Genomic DNA, 21,383 nt, shown 5'->3' with positions numbered 1-21,383 from the left:
AACGCATAGCACTTTTACGAATAAGCAAAAGGTGAGTATTTATTAAAATAATTGCCGGTGTATCTACCATTTCACATTAAAAACAGGTGCGGCGGCACTCTAGGTTACACTGTCGTATTAACCTAGAGGCCTTGCCATGTAAGCGCTAATAACGAATTGCACACGGGAAAGTTACACGCGTGATGTGAACGGTACTTTTGAACGGACTCGATAAAGTTATTGAATAAACAGGTCTGATAAACACAGCCGTACGTATTGCTATCTGTGCGTTGCTAATTTAGAAAAGTCCCTGACACGTTTCTGTCCAAAAACGAGTTTACCTGACCGTCTGTTTCTCGCTCTAAGCGCAGTTCAATCACACATAATTTGCTTGGCGTGTTGCAAACAATGACAAGATTACCTACCCCCTATCTGCAGTAACAATAATAAAGATTGATTGGATTATGCGAGTAAAAGCTTTTTGAAATGAGACTTGAGTTATTAACTTAAAGCGCAAGAAATATAAACCCTGAATAATTTTCATATAAAAATTCAGTAAAATTTTTTATCCATATTATACTTTTTTATTATTGCTGTAATTTTGGATAACTATGTTAAACAATTATTCTGTGCGTACCCGTTTAGCCGTGCTTGCATTGCTACCAATTATGATTTTTTTAATTACATCGTTTTTTTCAATAAACACAATGGGAAGGTTAGTAGCAGGGATTGATAGTTTATACGACGACCGTGTCGTACCACTTAAGCAAATTAAACATGTGTCAGATAATTACGCTGTAAATATTGTTGACTTACTTCACAAGTATCGTGCTGAGTCTATTACCAAATCAGCGCTTTTAGCGAATATTAATGATGCTAGAAATACGGCTGATAATGAATGGAAAGCCTACCTGAGCACACAGCTAACAGCTGAAGAAAAGCGCTTAGTAGATAACGTTGAAAGCAAACTACAGCCCGTGCTTACGCACTTAAATAATTTAATTTTAAGCATTAATAGTGGTGAGTTTTTATTAATCCCACAAAAGCAATTTGTTTATGAGCTTTACCAATTATTTGATCCGCTGAGTGCCAGCTACCAAGCTTTAATTGATTTACAGCTTAAAGAAGCAAGTGATTTTAAAGTTAAAGCTGATGAGAATTATCAATTTATAAAATTGATAATGAGTGTGACAATCGCGATATTGATTTTACTGTTACTGATTGTTGCTTACTTTATTTATTCTTCGATACAAAATCCATTAATGTCATTACGCGATACCATAACGCACATTGCGACCAATGCTGATTTAACAGCTCGTGCTGAGGTTCAGGGCAAAGATGAGATTGCAGATACCGCATCTAACTTTAATGATATGCTACTTCGGATCCAAGGTTTAGTAAAAGATATGGCAGGCGCAACACTGACACTTGCCTCTGCAGCTGAAGAAATGAACTCTATTAGTATTCAGGTTGCCAGTACAGCAACGCAGCAAGAGCAACAATCGGCTATGATTGCAACTGCAATTACTCAAATGAGCAGTGCAATAGAACAAGTTGCTCAAAACGCGCAAACAACCTCCGACAAGGCAACAAGTGCCGACATTAAGGCAGGCCAAGGGCAACAAGCTGTTGCTGATAATATAGAGTCAATAAATACGCTCTCAGCTTTAGTTAATACAAATACGCAGCTCATCACAGATCTAAACACACAAACCAATGATATAAACCAAGTTGTTATGATGATTCAAAGCGTTGCTGAGCAAACTAACTTGTTAGCTTTAAATGCAGCTATTGAAGCAGCAAGAGCTGGCGATTCTGGTCGTGGTTTTGCCGTTGTAGCCGATGAGGTAAGGCAACTTGCCCACAATACTCAAAAGGCAACCGCTAGTATTAATGAAATGATCACTAAACTACAAGGCATGGCTCAGCAAGCTGTTAATGCCATGGGTAACGCAGAAAGCAGCGCTAAAGAGAGTGTTGACCATGCTAATTATTCTTCGCAGGTGCTCAGCGAAATTAACCGTGAAGTTACTGAAATTGCAGATATGAATACTCAAATATCAACCGCAACACAGGAGCAAAAAATGGTCGCAAATGAGCTAAGCAGTAATATTAATGAGTTTAGCGCGAGTATCACGTCGGTTAGCGAAAGCTCACAGCAAAATGCACAGGCATCGCAAGAACTTGCACAGCTTGCGGCAATGCTACAAGGGCAAGTTAATGTATTTAAAGTTTAGGTACTTTCATTTTGCCGCATGTTAGGAGTTATACCTTAAATGAAAGCCTTATTTGCCATCATTTAAAATTATTAATTGATGGCATTCTTGTTACTTTAAGCACTAGTTTGATTTGACAATATATTTATCCAATCACTGGGGTTTGAGAGTATAAACTGATACGAGCTGCCATCTTGCGTGAAAACCTCTATCGCATCAGCTGTTATTGGAACAAGGCCTGCGCCTTTGCCTTTACATTCAACCACTTTTAAAATTGTATCACGGGCAATTGTATATGGTTCTAACCCTAATTTTTCATTAAAAGGTTCAAAATTTAAGTCAGTTTGCGTAATCCAAAACTTTCCGTCCGCTTTCATAACTCCATTTTGAATGGTTGCCATTGTTGATTTAACGACTGTTGATTGCATATTTAAATTCCTTTACACGTGCATATAATTTCAAATTGTTCAACTTCCTTCTGTTTATTATTACAGCTAACTTGATAGCCAAAAGCAAGTTTATTTGTGCACTAACGCCACAAAGCCACCTTTTAAATTTAAAAGTTACCCGCATATATTTACCTGCTTTAAACTTTGTGGAATAATTGCTGCCCTCTTAGGGGAGTAGCCCGCTCAGTAATGAGTAAACTTATCAACATAATTGCACCTCATGTGCATGGTAAGTTTGTAATGTTGTAGCAAGCGTTATCGGCGAGACCTAGGTAGACACTATCCTCATGGCGGGAGATAGCTGTTTGCCTTGGTTTAGTATTCCCGCCTGAAGATTATATTAATGGATATTTTTTTAACCTCTACCGTCACTGTTGCCCTTGCTGAAATAGGCGATAAAACCCAGCTTTTATCTTTACTATTAGCTGCTCGCTTTCAAAATAAAATTGCACTTATTTTAGGCATTCTCGTTGCTACTATTATTAATCATGGTTTATCTGCATGGTTTGGTGATTGGCTAAGCGGGAACTTTGCCGTCGAATACTTACCTTGGATAGTCAATATAAGCTTTATTGTGGTAGGGCTGTGGTTACTTATTCCAGATAAAGATGAAGAAGTGAGCCATAAATACGACCGCTATGGTGCATTTTTAGTGGCCTTAATCTTATTTTTTATTGCTGAAATTGGGGACAAAACACAAATTGCAACCGTGTTGCTCGGTGCACAATATCAATCAGTACTTTGGGTTACGCTGGGTACTACAGTAGGCATGTTAATTGCCAATGTCCCTGTTATTTATGCCGGTAAGGCGTTACTAAAAAGAATTCCATTAAATACCGTAAGAGCGATAGCAGCCAGTGTTTTTGTACTGTTGGGTATTTATGGTTTAGTGACTATATAATGATTAAATAACGTTTAAATCACTCTTTAATCGTTAAACAATAAAAAGCGCTTGCCTACTTTTATACAAGTTAGTTGTAAGCGCTTTTTATATAAGGGTATATGATTTAGGCGTTATTTACACAATAGCAGCCTTTTGTATCCGCTATTAATAATGATGAGTTAAATCCGGCCTGTAAATTACTAATAACGGTTTCCACAAAGCCACTACCTTGAGAGCATGCCAGCCCTTCAGATAAAGGCCCTGCATAAACAAACTCACCATTTTTATCAATTAAAACGGCGGCAGGTGTGGCAGGGATCACTGACTTTAACTCATTATTTAATACAAAATTTTGCACTTCAACGCCTTGGTTTGTAGCAAAGCGTTGCAGGGCTGATAAATGAGGCTGTGCTTGAATTGTACAGCCGCAATTTTCTTGCGTAATAATCACAAGTTGAGCACTGTCTTTGTTTTGCCACAGTACTTGGTTTTTAAATTGCGAAAACCAGTTTTGTTGTTTAAGCATATTACCCTCATCAAAGGGCTTTAGCTGCCCTAGCTGAAAGTAAACAAGTGCCGACACAACAAAAGCAAGCCATATACAAATTAAGCTAATGGTGAAATAACGAGACTTACTTAAATTTTGCAATACTTTGCTCTAATACATCAATACTTACGTCTATCAGCTGCACTTTAGCCGTTAACTGCTCAACTATTTTAGTCTCTTGATACTGATTTTGGCGCATTTGATCTGTACTCATTGCTATTTGCTCTGTATTTCCAGCCTGTTCGGCAACCACTTGAGCTACTGAGTTAGTGCTGGCAGATACCGCTTGAATTTGATCACTCATTGACGAAATATTCTCTTTCATCGTTGCGCTTATTTTTGTTAAATCAACCACAAATTCCACACATTGATTCATCGACTGAGTTGACGTGCGACTATTATTTACCAGATCAGTAAGCGTAGACGCTATTTTGGTTGTTGTTGCTTGGCTGCTATTTGCAAGCGAGCGTACTTCATCGGCAACAACAGCAAACCCTCGGCCATGCTCACCCGCTCGTGCGGCCTCTATTGCAGCATTAAGGGCTAATAAATTAGTTTGGTCGGCTATGCCTGAAATTTCATTGAGTAAACTAGTAATAACATCCCCAGCGGCCACTAAATGGCTTAACTGCTCTTCAGTGTTTGTTAACAAGGTGAGTAGCTCGGTGCTTTTTCTGTCGGTTTGTAATACTTCTTCCAGCGCAACATTGGCTGATTCAGTAATGCTATTAACTTGTTGTTTTAAAGTATCACTTTCTTGTTCAACTAACTTAAAACCATGCGCAACTTGTGCGCCTGAATTAGCAATATCATCTGTTTGCGCGTTTCGTTGCTGCGCGCTATTGGCTAACTCATCATGAACATGAATAAGCTCTTTAGAGTTATTTTTTAAAGAGTCAGACTGAACTTGAACTTGCTTAATCACATCTGATAAGTACTCAAGCAAAGTATTAAAACCAACTACCGCTTTGCTTGTTGTGTCATCTGCTCGCATAGAAAGCTTAACTTGATTTGGATCTTGCATTATTTGCTCTGTGGCATAACTTAACGATAGACCCGCACGGCGTTCGCGATTTAATGTTACGGCAATAAAACCAGCTACAAGCGCTTCCACAATGGCATACGCTGCGTGAATAAGCACTGTTGAAAAGGCGAGTCGGTCTGGATCAAATACGTAAAAACCAGTATTTTGTGTTTGCAAATAGTAAAAAGATAAATGGTGTATAGCTACAAACACAATAGCGGTAATAAACACTCGCCACTCTATGAACATTATTAGCATGGCTAAGAAAATGAATATTTCGAAATGCACTTCGATAAGGCCATAGGCTTGTTGAATATGTAAAAATGAAAACATCATAATTGCAGCCGCAACAACATGCGGTGTCATTTTGCTATCGGGTTGGGTTTTTAAAAGCCAAATGGGGAGCAAACATAACGGTAAGCCGACAAGAAATGCTTCTGTCAGGGTGCCAAAATAAAGACCAATACCTATAGACTCAATAAACAAAAGACTAAAAATAATTGTGAATAACCGACTTACACTAGACATAAAAACCTTAAATTAATTGTGTTCTAATTTAAACACGTTCAGCTGATATTTAAACTCAAAACAGCTAGCTATTTATTATTTCAAATCAAACAAAGTACAAGTTATTTGATTTAAAACCGTTTTTAATGCGCTACTTAACAATTGGTAGTATTTGTTTAAAGGTAGACGTCCCTGCTTTTGTTGTCCATTGAAATATGATGGTCTCTACACAAGAGACTATAGCACCGGCTTGACGAAGCTGTTCTAGTGCAATAGCTTTGTGCTCTGTGTTTCTTGATGCTACTGCATCAGCTGCCACAGTGACCGCATACCCCTGCTGTAATAAATCTAAGCATGTTTGTAACACACAAACGTGCGCTTCAGTGCCAATTACAACTATATGTGGGCGATTTAATTGCGCAAGAGTATCTAAAAACCCCTCTTGTGCACAGGCACTAAAGTTAATTTTTTCAAAATAGCGAGCATTAGGTAACACAGATTTTATTTTCTTATCACTTTCACCTAGTCCTTTTTTATAATGTTCTGTAATTATTGAAGGAATTTGATGAATAGCACTTGCTTTTGCTAACTGCAGAGCACAATCTAGCGTGCCATTAAACGAAGCAATCGCTGGTGCTAACTTACTTTGTAAGTCGATAACTAAAAGTATACTGTGCTCTGCTCTAATATTTCCTGCGTAATTCATACTATGTCCTTACGTTATAACTAGATTAACCTTGTAAAAAACAACAAAAAAAACAACAAACAGTTTACATTTAATGCTTTTTGTAATTTTTGGATTAAACTCATGTTATATTACGCCAACATTTAATATCAACCTTGTTCGTTGTAAGGGTAAGTGCTTTTGAGTAAGTTTTTCTTTATTGTTTATATGTTTATATTTGTTTGCTCGCAGCATAGTTTTGCTTCACAAACTTATTCAGAACAATTACAACGTGTCACTAACAACGAACAATTGTCGCAAAGCTTTATAGTGAAATCACTCCAAGATGACATGGGCTATGTATGGATTGCTACAACTGAAGGTTTATACCGATTCGACGGATACCAAGTCACGCCTTACGAGAGCGAATTGGGTTTAAAAAATAACTACATTAATAGTATTTATAAAGCAATTGACGGCCAAATTCTGGTTAATACTCAACTTGCTGGAAGTTATTTGATTAACCCTAATACCTTGCAAGCAGAGCTAATATATTCAGGGCACTTAAACCAAAATCAAGAAAAGTTCTCTCCTGTTCAAGCTGTTGCTGAACAACCGGCGCATTTTTATTTTTCTATTGATTCGCACATCTACCGATATGGTAAAACATCAAAAGATCTAACACTCATCTCATCTTTGCCCGATGAAAATATGTTTATTAGAGCATTATCATTATACCAAAACACATTGTATATTGGTGCCGATCAGGGGCTATATGTTTATAACTTTGCCAATAACGACCTACAACAAATAACACTTAACGACATTCAAGAAGTTACAAATGATAGCAACAATGTTAAATTTTTATCCATAGATGATGAGCTCGGTTTGTTAATTGGTACGGTTGAAGGAATGTATCGGATTGCTTTTGATGAAATTAAAAATATAAACCCTTCAGCATTAACAACTTTGATAAGTGACTATAATATTTGGGATTATATAAACACACCGTATGGTGAGTTTATTGCCACAGAAAGTGGGTTATTTGAATTCGATAGAAAAAACACAAGCATTAGCCCTATTTTAAACTTCAAAGATAGTAACTACAACGTAACAGAGAACACGATAAACGATATTATGTTTGATGAGTCGGGCTTACTTTGGTTAGGTTCTAGAACACATGGAATATTTACTTGGGCAGCACAAACAAAAAAGTTTAAAAAAATAACCTTACCTGAAAATAATATTGTAAACACTATTTACCAAGATAATAGTAAATTACTGTGGATAGGCACTGACGATGGGCTTGTTCAGTATAACTTAGAAACCCAAAAGAGTGACTTATATCTACAATCTAAAGATAGCAAAGCGGTCTATGGCCTATCGGCTATAGGTGATATTTTCCCTGCATATGGCAAAGGCGATAACTACCTATGGCTAGCAACTTTTTCCGGGCTCGATCTCTTTAATAAAGAAACAACAACATTTGAAAAAAACAAATACATTACTCAGTACAAGTTAAATACCGACTATACGTTCGGCATTGCACAAGTTGCACCCGATACTTTTGCTTATATTAACAATGATAACTTTTATATATTTAATGGTAACACAGGCGAAAACCGAGTTATTAATGGACTAAAAGAGCAGGTATCGCCTATGCTTGCATATACGTTTCATACTCCCTCTGAGGCTTTCCCTGGCGAATTACTGTTAAGTACCTCTGACACACTTTATCGATACAACGAAGAAACAGCGACTTTAATTACTATTTTTAAATCTAAAACAGCAAAAAACAATCTTTACCATACAGTAGAGAATTATTATTACGATGCTAAGCGAGGGCTGCTGTGGTTAGCCACCACCCAAGAAGGCTTAATTGCAGTAAACGCTAAAACATATCAGCAAGTGCATGTATTTGATAAACACAACTCATTAAATACTAACTCTATTTTTAAACTTATTGCAGATAATAAAGACTTTTTATGGATAAGTACTGATAACGGTCTTTATCAACTTAATTTAGATACGCTTAACATCACCACGTACACAATAAAAGATGGCTTAAGTAACAATCACTTTACAGCACTAGCAGCATTAAGGTTACACAACAACGAGTTAGCGTTTGGTAACCGTAGCGGCGTGCTAATGTTTGACCCAGAGCAATTTGATAATGAACAGCGAAAAATCAATAATAACTTAGCAATTACTAATATTAGTTTGTTTTCACAAGCCCTTAATTACTCCCCTTCAAAATACAGCACTGATCCATTAATGCTTAAGCACGACGATATGGGCTTAACGGTTCGGTTTTCAAATTTTGATTATAAAAATATTAATAAAACCTACTACAAAGTTGAGCTTACAGGCCCTTCGTCTTTGAGCTACAACGATTTAAAATCTAACCAGGTGTTTTTTACTAAATTACAACCTGGTGATTATATTTTGTCTGTGTCTACTCAACAGCGAAATGGGGTGATCACAAGTGACCCCATACAGTTAAAATTTAGTGTAGCTTACGCCCCTTGGCAGTCTCCTATTGCATATACTTTATATTTTATTGCTATTGTTGTTATTTTGTTTTTATTTTTCTGGCAATACCGAAGCCGTAAAATTGCAATTGAACAAGCTCACCGCGCCGCTGTGCACTCTAAAACACAAACTGAGCTGGCACTAAAAAGTAATAAAAGCGGTGTATGGAACTATAGCTTTGCAGATAACTCAGTAAATACAGATAGAGGCGCAGAGCTTGGCTACGAGAACTTACCTGAACGCATCGATATAAGTAGTTTTTTTAATATTATGCATCCTGATGAGCGTCGCAGGCTACAAAGTAAATGGAATACTTTTACAAACCAAACTAAGCAAAAACATTGGCAAGCTACTTATCGTTTACGGCACAAAGATGGGCACTGGTTATGGTTTCATGATTTGGGGCAAACTATTTATAATGAAGACACTAAAGAGCCTCTTTATGTGTCGGGTATTTTTACTAATATTACCGAGCAGCTGGCAAACGAACAACAAGCCAAAATATTAGGCGAAGCATTTAGTCAAATAAATGACTTTTTACTTATTTTAGATGAAGACCTCGTGCCATTTTCAGCCAATAACAGCTTTATGGATGTGTTTTCTGATGAAGGCAGAGAGGGGATTGTTACCTCAAAATTATTTATTAATGCCATTGGTCAAGCTAAGTGTAGAGAGTTTGCAACAATTTTAAAAGCACTTAAACCAAAAGAAAACTGGCGAACAAATGCTTATGTAAAGACCACAAAAGCTGAAAAACACCCTATTCATTTAAGTGCCACAGCCGTTGCTAATGAAAAAGATAAAGTCAGTTATTATGTTATTGTTATTACCGATTTAACAGAGCAGAAACGCGCTGAAAATGAGTTACGCTACCTTGCTAATTACGATGCGTTAACGGGCTTACCTAATCGTAGTTTAATGAATCAAAAAATCGAAAATGCCATTACAAGCGCCGCTAAAGACGATTCGCAATGCGCTGTTATATTTATAGATTTAGATAAATTTAAACCCGTCAATGACTCTTTTGGCCATGCAGTGGGTGACAAACTATTGTGCAATATTACCGAGCGAGTGAGCCAATACTTAGGTGATGACGCTACATTTGGCCGCCAAAGTGGTGATGAATTTTTAGTGTTAGTTGAAAACGTTACCTCAATGGCCTCTTTACAACACACTCTCAACGAAATGAGCAAAGAGCTGGCTAACAAGGTTATTATTGAAGACTTCGCTATTAATATATCAGCCAGTATTGGTATTGCATTGTACCCATACGATGCAACATCGACCGATGCCCTCATACGTAACGCAGATATTGCCATGATGCATGCTAAACAAGCAGGCAGAAATGGATTTCAGTTTTTTAATGAAAAAATGAATGAGCAAATTAAACAAAAGCTTATTCTTGAAAACGACTTAAAAGATGCTGCTAGGGACAATCTGTTTTTTAATCACTATCAACCTATTGTTAATACACTAGATAAAACAATAAGTGGGGTTGAATTACTCATGCGCTGGGAAAACCAAGGCAAACCGGTTTCTCCCGCTTTATTTATACCTATTGCTGAAGAGACTGGCTTAATTGATATGCTAACTGAGCAAGCATTACAGCGTGCAATTACTGAGCTTGCTCCACTTTTGAACATTAACCCGTTGTTTTACATATCGTTAAATTTGTCTCCAAAACATATTTTAAAAGCCAACATAACGCAGCAGCTCAGCTCCATACTAGAAAAAGCACAGATAAAACCACAACAACTTCGTTTAGAAATTACAGAAAACACGCTATTAGAAGATAAATACAAAGCAGCTATGCAACTAAAAAGCTTACAGACTGCTGGGTTCAAACTGTTTCTTGATGATTTTGGCACTGGCTATTCATCGTTAACTTATTTGAGTCAATTTCCAATTAATGTGATAAAAATAGATCAAAGCTTTGTTAATAGTATTGGTATTGATAAAGGGGATGAATCTATTATTAAAACGATTTACTCACTCGCTGAAAACTTAGAGTTATATTGTATTGCAGAAGGGGTAGAGACGCGGGAGCAGCTAGAATTTTTAAAAAATATTGGCTGTCATCAGCTACAAGGTTACTACCTTGCTCGCCCTATGAGTGCTAACGATTTAATGAGCCCGGAGTGCTTCGAAAAAATTATTGATTTGATATGAAACTAAAAGCGACTTAGTTAAGTCGCTTTTAGGTTTAACGCATTAGTGTATGTGCTTGCATTCGTAGCTTTCTATTTGTAATACGCTGTTGCGCACATTAAATTTATCTGCAAGCAGTTTAATTACCTTTAAGCGGCACTCTTCATCATGTTTTTCTATAGTACAGTGTTGTTTTAGCACAACATGAGCACCAACAATAACCTTTTTGTTTTTACGAACAACAGTGACATTGTGCACATTTGCAACATGTTCCATGGTGGTTATTTCTGTTTCAATATCGGCCACTTTAGGTAACTTAGCTTTATTTGAACGCAACCCCTTGAGACAGCTAATAATGACCTTAATACCGGTAAACAAGACAAAAGACGCAATTAACATGCTCGATAAAATATCAATTACATTCCAGCCTGTTATGTATATAAGTACACCAGCAGCAAAAGTAGAAACCGTTGATATTAAATCAAAAAACGAGTGTAAAAACACGGCATACACATTAATGCTCGCCTTACGGCCTTTATAAAGCACCCATGCCGCTGCGCCATGAAATAAAAAACCAATAGCAGCAATTACCGACATTAAGTAACTATTAATAACCAGCTCATGTCCCCCTTTATGATGCATAAAGCGCTCAGTGCCCTCATATAAAATAAGTGAACTAATGGCTAGGTATAAAACGCCGTTGATCAACCCCCCTATTAGCTCTGCTTTTTGATGGCCATCGTTATAGGTTTTAGCTAAATGAATAGCAAAGCTAGACGCAATGAGAGCAATGAACAAAGAGCTATTATGAACAAACAAATGCCCTGCATCAGCAAGTACTGCAAGTGAGTTTGCGTAATACGCACCCACTAATTGAATCACCATAAATGAGCAGGTAATTGCAAGTGCAATTAACAAACGGCGACGAGAAGCGTGATGTGTGGTTATTTCTGTCATGAAATATAATAGACCTTCACTAAAAATAAAGTAAGCTTATGAAATAAAGCAAATTGGGAAATACGTAATGATATACAGTCACAATTGTAATACGTAGGCCAAATAAACGCACTAAAAACTTAGTAAAATACAAAAAACTGTACTAAAAATAACTAAGCAGATACAAAAATAATAATTAATTCATAAATATGGGTAGTTTTCATATTTTAATGCGGAGAAACCAGTGAGCCATGACTCAAACAATACAATTTGGCAGGTTTTTAATCTAATTAATTTAGCGGTGATTGTTTATGACAATAAAACACATAATTACATCTTAAACCAACATGCCAAAACGTTACTTAACATAAATAGTGACGACGCGCTTAGCAGCGATGTTTTTAACAGTATTACGCTTCGCGACTTTAATGATGATACGGTTGTTACCGTTGAGCAATTATTCACATCTACTATAACAGCTGTTTTATTAGAGTGTGAATTCACGCCTCAGCTTTTAAATGTGAACCACTCAATCATTGATGACTCTGTTTCTATGATCACTTTAGAGCAAGACCATAGTCATGCAGAGCAATATAATTTTGACCATATTATTTCAAAAATATCCACCAAACTAATTGATATTCAAAATGACAATATTGATCAACAAATTAACTTTGCACTCAAAGCCATAGGCACCGTTTGTAAAGCAGATAGAAGCTACTTATTTGAATTTAATACCGATAGTGAAACTTTAACCAATACGCATGAATGGGTGAACACCGGCATAACTGCCTACAAAGATAGGTTGCAAAACGTCCCTAAAGCCGAACTACCCTACTTTTTTGATGTAATGAACTTAACACACCTATTTAAAGTTAATGATGTTGCTCAGTTACCACCGGAAGCGAATTCAGAAAAAGCAGAGTTTGAAGCGCAGAGTATTCAGTCTGTCTTATGTGTTGGCCTGCGCTTTGACAAAGAGCTTGTTGGTTTTATTGGCTGTGACTGTGTTAACACAAAACGCCACTGGAGCAAAATAGATTTAATAAGAATCAAGCTCGTAGGCGAAATTATTAATAACGCACTCAAAAACATAAACTATAAAAAAAAGCTGCAGTTAGCCCAAGAACAATTAATTAACGCTAATACAAAATTAAATAAGTTAGCAAACACCGATGCACTTACTGACATTGCCAACCGCCGATTTTTTGATACTTCCCTAAAGAGCGAAATTAAACGCTCTGCAAGACAGCACCAACCAATTAGTTTAATTATGTGTGATATCGACTTTTTTAAGCGCTATAACGACAATTATGGCCACCACAAAGGCGATGAAACGTTAAAACACGTTGCTAGTGCTTTAAAAAGTTTATGTAAGCGTGAGGGTGACATAGCAGCTCGCTATGGCGGTGAAGAATTCGCAATCATTTTACCTGCTACGAATATAGAGCAATGCCATAAATTTGCTTTGTTAATTGAGCAAAAAATAAAAGCATTGAATATTACGCATGAGTTCTCTCCTATTGCCCCTTACATAACACTTAGCTTTGGTTGCTTTTGTAGCTATCCAAATGCAGATACACACACAGAAACCCTAATAAAAAGCGCTGACATTGCTTTATATAAAGCAAAGAAAGCTGGCAGAAATCAAATATGTATTTTTGAATAATAAACAATCATAAATTACTCTTTTCACAATGAAAGTCATATCATTATATTAATAACCACTTTGTGCTATTTAAATGAACAATAAATTGCCCATTTAAATTTATAAATTAAAAACACTTTATTAGCTTAAGTCATCAGCACTTGGGATAACCACGCCATATAAGTCATTAATGGTTGCTAAGGCACTTTTATGTAGATCAGATGCCAACACATCACTCACTGAAGTTTGTAATGGTCTTGTAGCGCACGCGTCAGCGACTACCGTTGCGTGGTTACCTCTTAAAAATGCACCTTGCGCTGTAAATGTCACACACATGTGGGTCATAAACCCAACAATGATCAATTTATTATTACCAATTACATCTACTTGTTCGCCTAAGTCTGTTCCTACAAAACTATCGGGAGCTGTTTTAACGATAACTTTTTCATCCGCAATTGGCGCGACACTTGAGTGTATTTGGCCTATTTCAGCATTAATATCGTAAGGCGAGCCTTCACCACCATCATGCATAATATGAATAATTTTAGAACCAGCAGCACGTGCATCAGCCAGTAAAATTGCCGCATTATTAAGAGCATCTTGCCACCCTTCTAACTCCATAACACCTTGTGTATAAGTATTTTGATAATCAACAAATATAAGTGTGGCGTTTGTAAGTGAAGCGGGTGTTGAGTCAAGCCCATTAAGTTCACGAAGTGTCGTCGTCATAATTTATCCTTTAATACCGAGTTAAATTTAAGTTTATAAGCTATCACGGCTGTGACAGCCGTGTTGCTGCGTTTGCACCGTGACAGCTTATACTTTATAGTCGGTTGCAAATAGTGTCCTAAAGGACGGTAGTCGATGATATTAGGCCAAAATGACATTACTCTGTGAACATACCGTTGCGATTGTTGCTTATAACAATATCAGTTTATTTCACCTATCTATTCCGTGTAGTATTTTTGGTGAAGACTTAGACCGCGTGGGCGCTCGTCCATATAAAGTCACAGTATGTACAGAAACGGTAGGTCTGGTGCCAACACTTTCTGGCTTTCCCATAGAAATAAAACAAGACCTGTCAATACTTGAAACTGCTGATACTGTCATCGTACCCGCGTGGTGCGATCCTGATATACCCGCCTCAACAGCTTTACTTAATGCACTTCGCCGTGCACATGCTCGTGGAGCAAGAATGGTAGGTTTATGTTTAGGCGCTTTTGTGCTTGCTGAAGCAGGTATATTGGATGGCAAAACAGCATCAACCCACTGGGTATGGGCTAACGACTTCGCAAAAAAATACCCAAAAGTAAACTTTGATAACGATGTACTGTACATTGATGAAGGAAATGTTTTTACCTCAGCAGGCGCCGCTGCCGCAATTGATTGTTGCCTACATTTATTACGTCGTGATCACGGCGCAGATATTGCCAACAGCGTGGCCAGACGCATGGTTGTGGCGCCTCACCGCAGTGGAGGACAAGTACAGTACATAGAAAAACCCATTCCTCGACACATCGATAGTAACCGTTTAGAGCCGGCTATCACTTGGGCACTAAAAAATTTAACTAAACCTTTAACAATCGATGAACTCGCCAGTAAAGCAAGTATGAGTCGCCGTAATTTTTCTCGACTTTTTAAAAAAGCAATGGGCACTACATTTACACAATGGCTGCTGAGTCAACGTCTAACCATCGCGCAGCAGCTATTAGAAACAAGTAACCACAATATAGATAGAATTGCTAATCAATCTGGGTTTTCATCGAGTGTTAGCTTTCGACAACAGTTTTTAGCCGCTTTCTCTATTTCACCTTCCGCTTACAGAAAGCAATTTAAAAGTAGCGATCCGCAATAAAAAGTTACTCGCACATACGCAAATCACTTGTTAGCATGGGGTATTATCAAAGGATGGAAATGAGCATGACGAACAATAATCATACGTTAGTCGTTGAAGGTGGTGCAATGCGCGGTGTTTTTGCTGCAGGTGTACTTGATGAGTTTTTAGAGCAAGAATATCAACCCTTTAATCGGTATTTTGGAGTATCAGCTGGTGCTACAAATGTGGCAGCCTATTTATGTAAGCAGCCAACACGCAACTACAAAGTGATCACCGATTACTCCTGCAGGCCAGAATTTATTAATCTCGCACGTTTTATCAAAGGCGGCCATCTATTTGATTTAGATTGGCTGTGGCAAGAAACAGTTCGTGAAATCCCCTTGAATACCGACGAATTCTCGCAATCTCCTTACGATTTTTATATTGTTGCAACGGCAATAGATTCAGGTAAAGCTCACTATTTGCAAGCAACGGGCAATGAAATGGTTGAGCAATTAAAAGCCTCTTGCGCCATCCCAATCGCTTATCGGGATTACCCAACAATAAACGGGATCGCAATGACCGATGGTGGCGTTGCCGATTCTATTCCGGTAAAAAAAGCCTATGAAATGGGTGCATCAGAAATAACAGTTATCCTCTCCCAACCTTTAGGCTATCGTAAAAAAGACAACAAAGTACCGTGGTTAACTAAACAACTCTATAAACAGAGCCCAGCGCTTGCAGAGGCCGCCATACAGCGTTCTAAAAATTATAATGACAGTATTGATTTTTTGCACAATGCTCCGTCAGATTGCAAAATAAATATTATTGCACCACCAACAGGGTTTAAAGTCGGCCGCACCACTAAAAATCGAGCTATACTCAATTCAGGCTATCAAATGGGCATAAGTGAAGCTAAAAGTTACTTGGATAACCCTAGATTTGGTAGCAATGGTTATGAGCGATAAAACCATTCCAAACAGATTGCCCGAAGTCAAAATTGCATTTACTCATACACCCAAAGCTATTGAAATTATAAAATATGTTTATGGTGAACGTTACTCAACGTGCTTGAGCATACACAGGTAATACAAGAAGGGTTATTAATAAACAGCGTGGACTCAGAAGAACTACATAGTGATACAACCTGAATTTACATCTAATTCAAGCTATTAATTTTTAAACCCGCGAGTTAATGTAGTAAGGAATTATGTGTTAATGGCTTATTGTCAAAAAATAGATTATGTTTAGGCATAGTGCTTGCTTGTGTTCTTGTGTACGTACTAAATAAATTAAGGTTTTTTGTGAATTTTCTTCGATGCTTTCATAATATAGTCTCTGATCAACAGCTTAGCTTTGATCAAAAAATTGCAGACTTACTTGCTTTTGGGCTCGATGTTTTTCAGCTCGATTTGGCTATTATCAGCCGCGTAAAAAATAATTCTTACACTGTTTTACATGCTATTACCCCTGACAATTCTCTTGCTATTGGTACTGAGTTTGAGTTAAACGGCACCTATTGTACACATACTTTGTTGGCCAACTCTGCACTGGCGTTTCATAATGCGTCGCAAAGTAGTATTGCAAATCATCCTTGCTATATTAATTTCCAATTGGAGGCGTATATTGGAGCGCCTATACGAATAGGTACTGACGTATTTGGAACTGTTAACTTTTCATCAGCTCAAGAATGCGCCCCTTTTAGCGATGAAGCTTATGATTATATTGAATTATTAGCTCAGTGGTTGGGCTCAGAATTTGCGCGCAATCAGGATAAAGTTAATCTCACTAAAAATAGTGACACCTTATTGAAACTTGAAAGCGTTGCAAATATAGGCACATGGGAAGTCGACCTAATAGACAATAGCATTTTTTGGAGCCAGCAAACTCGACGTATTCATCAAGCCGAAGAAGGCTATACTCCAAACATGGAAACAGCCATTGAATTTTATAAAGCGGGTAAAAGTCGAGATAGCATTAATAAAGCGGTAGAAAATGCGGTATCTAAGGGTGAAAAATGGCATTTAGAGCTGGAAATAGTTACCGCAAAGCAGCAAAATATTTGGGTGTCGACTTTTGGAGAGGCCGAGTTTAACAACGGCAAATGTGTGCGATTATTTGGTACTTTTCAAGATATAACTGAAGCCGTTAAGTTACGCGAAGAGTTAAAACAAAAAAAAGCACTTGCAGAACAACTCCTCCAAGACCGAAGTATGCTGTTTGCCAAAATTAGTCATGAGCTTAGAACCCCGCTTAATGGTATTACGGGAATGTTAGCGACTCTCATTGATGAACACGATTATGACAAGCGGGCAGAAAAAATTAAAGTCGCCCTTCGAAGTGCTGACATTTTATTAAGTATTATTAATGAAGTACTCGATTTTTCAAAAATAAATCATGGTGAGTTAAAACTGGAGCCTCACCACTCTCTACTTAAAACGGTATTTACCGATTTGGTTTCTTTATATTCGGTATTGTTTAGTAATAAACACATTGAACTGCTAGCCACTAATCTCATTCCTAATGATGTTTGGGTATACTGCGACACCTCTCGATTAAGCCAAATTGTCTCTAATTTACTAAGTAACGCGTTAAAATTTACAGAGCATGGATCTGTTTCTCTCTATTCGCAATTAGCATTAGACACAAAACACCCTTTACTTACCATTAAAATAACCGACACGGGTCGCGGCATGAGTAAAGCGTATTTAAACTCATTATTTAAGCCTTTTACCCAAGAGGTTGATGCTAACAACAATAAAGGCGGCACCGGATTAGGTTTAGCAATTGTTAAAGAACTCGTTGGTTTTATGAATGGCAAAATTGAAGTAACGAGTGAGGTTAATGTGGGTACGTGTTTTACCTTAACTATCCCGATTGAACTTGGCAAACAACAAATACAGACACCGAGTCTTAAATTGATTAATAATCATGGTGCCAAATTATCAGTACTGGTGGTTGATGATAACGAAATAAACCGCCTTGTATTAGAAGCTGCGCTGGATAAGTTTAATATAAAATCAGACTTTGCCATAGACGGCCAAGACGCAATTTTAAAGTGCAAACAAAAGCATTACGATCTTATTTTTATGGATTGTATTATGCCAATACTTGATGGTTTTGAAGCTACCAAACAATTAAGATCTAGTAACATTTGTAGCCCCAAAAGCACATATATCGTCGCTCTGACGGCTAATGCTTCTTCCCAAGATAAACTAAGCTGTAAACAAGCGGGCATGGATATGTTTATAGCCAAACCATTTAAGCTTCCAGCAATAGAAGAAGCAATTACAAATACATTAAAAAGGCTGAGCGTAGCCACATTATAATAACGAGTGTCGCTCAGATTAACTTGCACTAGAAAACAAAGGATCATTATGACAAATAAAATTATTGGTATTGTACTTATTGTTATTGGTATCGCACTGGCAATATGGGGCTATGACGTTTATGACTCAGCAGCCTCTCAGGTTACCCGCGCATTAAACGGCGAAACACCTATGGAAGCCTGGCTTGGCTTTATTGGTGGCGCAGTCTGTATTTTAGTGGGTATTACCCGACTTAAATAGCGCTCAAAAAAGCCGCCTTTGGAGAGGGCGGCTTGGGTGAACAAACAGCTATGGGTGAGAGCTGTTATATCAAGAGACTTTAAGCTAAAACACTATTAAGCAGCGCTTTGCTCTGCATCGGGCGTTTGACGAATTAAATAGTCAAACGCACCTAGGCTTGCTGTTGCGCCCGCCCCCATCGCAATAATAATTTGCTTAAATGGCGTAGTGGTTGCATCACCTGCAGCATAAACGCCTTGTAACGATGTTGCGCCTTTGGCATCAATGAGTATTTCACCAAATTGGCTCAGTTCAAGCTCGCTGTCTTTCAACCATTCGGTATTAGGTATTAAACCAATTTGTACAAATATACCGGCTAAGTTCAACTGTTTACTCTCGCCGCTAAGGCGGTCGGTATAACTTAACCCCGTTACTTTTTTGCCATCACCAAGTACTTCCGTGGTTTGGGCGTTTTTAATAATAGTGATGTTTTTTAAGCTATTAGCTTTACGAATAAGTACCTCATCGGCGCGTAACGTATCAGCAAATTCAAGTACAGTAACGTGTTCAACTATATTGGCTAAATCAATTGCCGCCTCAATACCTGAATTACCACCACCAATAACCGCAACCGGTTTACCTTTAAATAGAGGCCCATCACAGTGCGGGCAGTATGCAACGCCATGGCCTTTATATTGTTGCTCACCGGGTACATTCATTTCGCGCCAGCGTGCACCGGTTGCTAGCACGAGTGATTTTGCTTTTAATACAGCGCCATTTTCTAGCGTAATATCATACCCATTACTGCCTTTTTGCAGGTTTGCCGCGCGTTGGTTGTGCATAACATCAACATCGTATTCTTTAACGTGTTCTTCCAACTGAGCCACCATTTTTGGCCCTTGCGTTGCTTTTATTGAAATAAAGTTTTCAATCGCTAATGTATCAGCAACTTGACCGCCAAATCGCTCTGCTACAACCCCAGTATTGAGCCCTTTACGTGCTGAATAAATAGCTGCCGAAGCACCAGCTGGCCCACCACCGACGACAAGTACATCAAACACCGACTTTTCATTGAGTGATGCTGCTTGGCGCTGTGCACCTTTGCTATCCACTTTATTTAAAATATCAGTGAGGCTCATGGCCCCTTGGCTAAAAGGTTCACCATTTAAATAAACAGCGGGTACCGCCAGTATGTTTCTTTGCTCAACTTCATCTTGAAATAATGCCCCATCAATCATGGTGGCTTTAATATTACTATTTGTTGCTGCCATAGTATTAAGTGCCTGCACAACTTGCGGGCAGGTTTGGCAACTCAAGCTAATATACACTTCAAAATTAAGTGTTTGTTCAAGTGTTTGTATTTGTTCAATGTCATCTTTACTTGCTTTACTAGGGTGACCACCCGTATGTAATAGCGCTAACACTAAACTAGTAAATTCGTGTCCCATAGGAACACCTGCAAAGGTAATATGGGTGTTTTTTTCTGGTGAATGCACCACCATAGAAGGCCTGCGGGCGCTAGTATCGGGATTATTTATTACACTAAACTTATCGCTTAGTGACGCTAAATCGTTTGCTAGACTTTCTACTTCTGTTGATTTTTTGCTGTCGTCCAAGGCGATAAGCAGCTCAACAGGCTGAGTCAGCGATTCAAAATGGCTTTTTAGTTGGTTCTTTATGTTGTTGTCTAACATTGCTTAGCCCCTTAAGGAAAATTAAAACAGCAAGGTTCCCATGCCATCAGTGCATGTGCGAAATTTTAGAAACGTGTGATGGCGTGGGAGAGTGCCCAGTGAACCTATACAGGCTCACTGGTATTAGAGTCATGTTCTACTCTAAATTTAGTTAGTGGTAAGGTTTAAATCTTACCAACTAGGTCTAGTGAAGGTGCTAATGTGTCTTCACCTGGCTGCCAAGATGCAGGACAAACTTCGCCATCGTGTGTTGCAATGTATTGGGCTGCTTGCACTTTACGAACTAACTCTTTAGCACTACGACCAATGCCTAAGTCATGTGTTTCAACAACTTTAATTTCGCCCTCAGGGTTCATTACAAATGTACCGCGAAGTGCTAAACCATCATCTTCAATCATTACACCAAAGTTACGTGTAATGCGCCCTGTTGGGTCACCAATCATGGGGTAAGTAATTTTACCGATTGTGTCTGACGTGTCATGCCATGCTTTGTGCGTAAAGTGTGTATCTGTTGATACTGAATAAACTTCAACGCCCATTTCTTGTAACTGTGCGTAATGATCTGCAAGGTCACCTAGCTCTGTAGGGCATACAAACGTAAAGTCAGCTGGGTAAAAGAAAAAGATAGACCACTTACCTAATACGTCTTTTTCAGTGAGTTCTACAAAGTCACCATTGTGGTAAGCTGTTGCATTGAAAGGTTGTAATTTTGTGTTAATCAATGAAGTGCTCATAGTATTCCTCATTTATGTTTAGTGTATTTATAAAAAGTTAACGCTGTATGCGTTGGCT

Annotated in this window: 16 protein-coding genes and 1 riboswitch; of the genes, 8 read left to right on the top strand and 8 right to left on the bottom strand. The window is 38.0% G+C overall.

The window, feature by feature from the left end; genetic code table 11:
• Nucleotides 1–590: 590 nt before the first annotated feature.
• Nucleotides 591–2,216, top strand: coding sequence for a methyl-accepting chemotaxis protein (locus tag PTET_RS17545; RefSeq protein WP_013463091.1), 1,626 nt, complete (start codon nt 591–593; stop codon nt 2,214–2,216).
• Nucleotides 2,217–2,311: 95 nt separating this feature from the next.
• Here PTET_RS17545 and PTET_RS17540 read toward each other — a convergent pair whose 3' ends face one another.
• Nucleotides 2,312–2,623, bottom strand: a complete 312-nt coding sequence (locus tag PTET_RS17540) for a hypothetical protein (protein ID WP_013463090.1) — start codon at nt 2,621–2,623, stop codon at nt 2,312–2,314.
• 178 nt (nt 2,624–2,801) lie between these two features.
• A riboswitch (yybP-ykoY riboswitch) is annotated at nt 2,802–2,904 on the top strand.
• 83 nt (nt 2,905–2,987) lie between these two features.
• Here PTET_RS17540 and PTET_RS17535 point away from each other — a divergent pair.
• Entirely contained in the window at nt 2,988–3,545 is a 558-nt protein-coding gene (locus PTET_RS17535) for a TMEM165/GDT1 family protein (RefSeq protein WP_096039050.1), read from the top strand.
• 106 nt (nt 3,546–3,651) lie between these two features.
• Here PTET_RS17535 and PTET_RS17530 read toward each other — a convergent pair whose 3' ends face one another.
• The 3 genes from PTET_RS17530 to PTET_RS17520 form a co-directional block, all read right to left on the bottom strand.
• On the bottom strand, nt 3,652–4,176 hold the full coding sequence (locus tag PTET_RS17530; protein WP_013463088.1) for a DUF6436 domain-containing protein: 525 nt from the start codon (nt 4,174–4,176) through the stop codon (nt 3,652–3,654).
• Entirely contained in the window at nt 4,160–5,626 is a 1,467-nt protein-coding gene (locus PTET_RS17525; RefSeq protein WP_024601071.1) for a methyl-accepting chemotaxis protein, read from the bottom strand. Before PTET_RS17525 ends, PTET_RS17530 begins: the two co-directional genes overlap by 17 nt.
• Before the next feature lie 130 nt (nt 5,627–5,756).
• On the bottom strand, nt 5,757–6,311 hold the full coding sequence (locus tag PTET_RS17520; RefSeq protein WP_096039049.1) for an isochorismatase family protein: 555 nt from the start codon (nt 6,309–6,311) through the stop codon (nt 5,757–5,759).
• Nucleotides 6,312–6,470: 159 nt separating this feature from the next.
• Here PTET_RS17520 and PTET_RS17515 point away from each other — a divergent pair, with 159 nt between their 5' ends.
• A complete protein-coding gene (locus PTET_RS17515; RefSeq protein WP_096039048.1) occupies nt 6,471–10,970 on the top strand; it encodes an EAL domain-containing protein in 4,500 nt (1,499 codons plus the stop codon).
• A gap of 42 nt (nt 10,971–11,012) precedes the next feature.
• Here PTET_RS17515 and PTET_RS17510 read toward each other — a convergent pair whose 3' ends face one another.
• Nucleotides 11,013–11,906 (bottom strand): cation diffusion facilitator family transporter, encoded by an 894-nt coding sequence (locus PTET_RS17510; RefSeq protein WP_013463085.1) that lies wholly within the window; start codon nt 11,904–11,906, stop codon nt 11,013–11,015.
• 223 nt (nt 11,907–12,129) lie between these two features.
• On the opposite strand from PTET_RS17510, the gene PTET_RS17505 reads away from it, so the two are divergent.
• Entirely contained in the window at nt 12,130–13,554 is a 1,425-nt protein-coding gene (locus PTET_RS17505; RefSeq protein ID WP_096039047.1) for a sensor domain-containing diguanylate cyclase, read from the top strand.
• 120 nt (nt 13,555–13,674) lie between these two features.
• On the opposite strand, the gene PTET_RS17500 is transcribed toward PTET_RS17505, so the two are convergent.
• Nucleotides 13,675–14,262, bottom strand: a complete 588-nt coding sequence (locus PTET_RS17500) for a cysteine hydrolase family protein (protein WP_033103066.1) — start codon at nt 14,260–14,262, stop codon at nt 13,675–13,677.
• Nucleotides 14,263–14,413: 151 nt separating this feature from the next.
• Between PTET_RS17500 and PTET_RS17495 the strand changes: the two genes are divergently transcribed.
• The 4 genes from PTET_RS17495 to PTET_RS17475 all read left to right on the top strand — a co-directional run bounded on the left by PTET_RS17495 (nt 14,414) and on the right by PTET_RS17475 (nt 18,918).
• Nucleotides 14,414–15,388 (top strand): GlxA family transcriptional regulator, encoded by a 975-nt coding sequence (locus PTET_RS17495; protein ID WP_096039046.1) that lies wholly within the window; start codon nt 14,414–14,416, stop codon nt 15,386–15,388.
• Between the two features lie 65 nt (nt 15,389–15,453).
• Nucleotides 15,454–16,317, top strand: a complete 864-nt coding sequence (locus PTET_RS17490) for a patatin-like phospholipase family protein (RefSeq protein ID WP_407681292.1) — start codon at nt 15,454–15,456, stop codon at nt 16,315–16,317.
• A 336-nt stretch (nt 16,318–16,653) separates the two neighbouring features.
• Nucleotides 16,654–18,678, top strand: coding sequence for a hybrid sensor histidine kinase/response regulator (locus PTET_RS17480; RefSeq protein WP_096039044.1), 2,025 nt, complete (start codon nt 16,654–16,656; stop codon nt 18,676–18,678).
• 48 nt (nt 18,679–18,726) lie between these two features.
• Nucleotides 18,727–18,918, top strand: coding sequence for a DUF3185 family protein (locus PTET_RS17475; RefSeq protein WP_013463077.1), 192 nt, complete (start codon nt 18,727–18,729; stop codon nt 18,916–18,918).
• A 95-nt stretch (nt 18,919–19,013) separates the two neighbouring features.
• Here the strand turns inward: PTET_RS17475 and ahpF are convergent, their stop codons facing one another.
• A complete protein-coding gene (gene ahpF / locus PTET_RS17470; RefSeq protein WP_096039043.1) occupies nt 19,014–20,591 on the bottom strand; it encodes an alkyl hydroperoxide reductase subunit F in 1,578 nt (525 codons plus the stop codon).
• 164 nt (nt 20,592–20,755) lie between these two features.
• Nucleotides 20,756–21,325 (bottom strand): alkyl hydroperoxide reductase subunit C, encoded by a 570-nt coding sequence (gene ahpC / locus PTET_RS17465; protein ID WP_008115650.1) that lies wholly within the window; start codon nt 21,323–21,325, stop codon nt 20,756–20,758.
• Between the last annotated feature and the right edge of the window lie 58 nt (nt 21,326–21,383).

This window comes from Pseudoalteromonas tetraodonis, from assembly GCF_002310835.1.
In the GTDB taxonomy this organism is placed as follows: Bacteria; Pseudomonadota; Gammaproteobacteria; order Enterobacterales; family Alteromonadaceae; genus Pseudoalteromonas; species Pseudoalteromonas tetraodonis.
The sequence above is the reverse complement of the archived record's forward strand: the minus strand, read 5'-3'. Positions and strand labels throughout refer to the sequence as shown.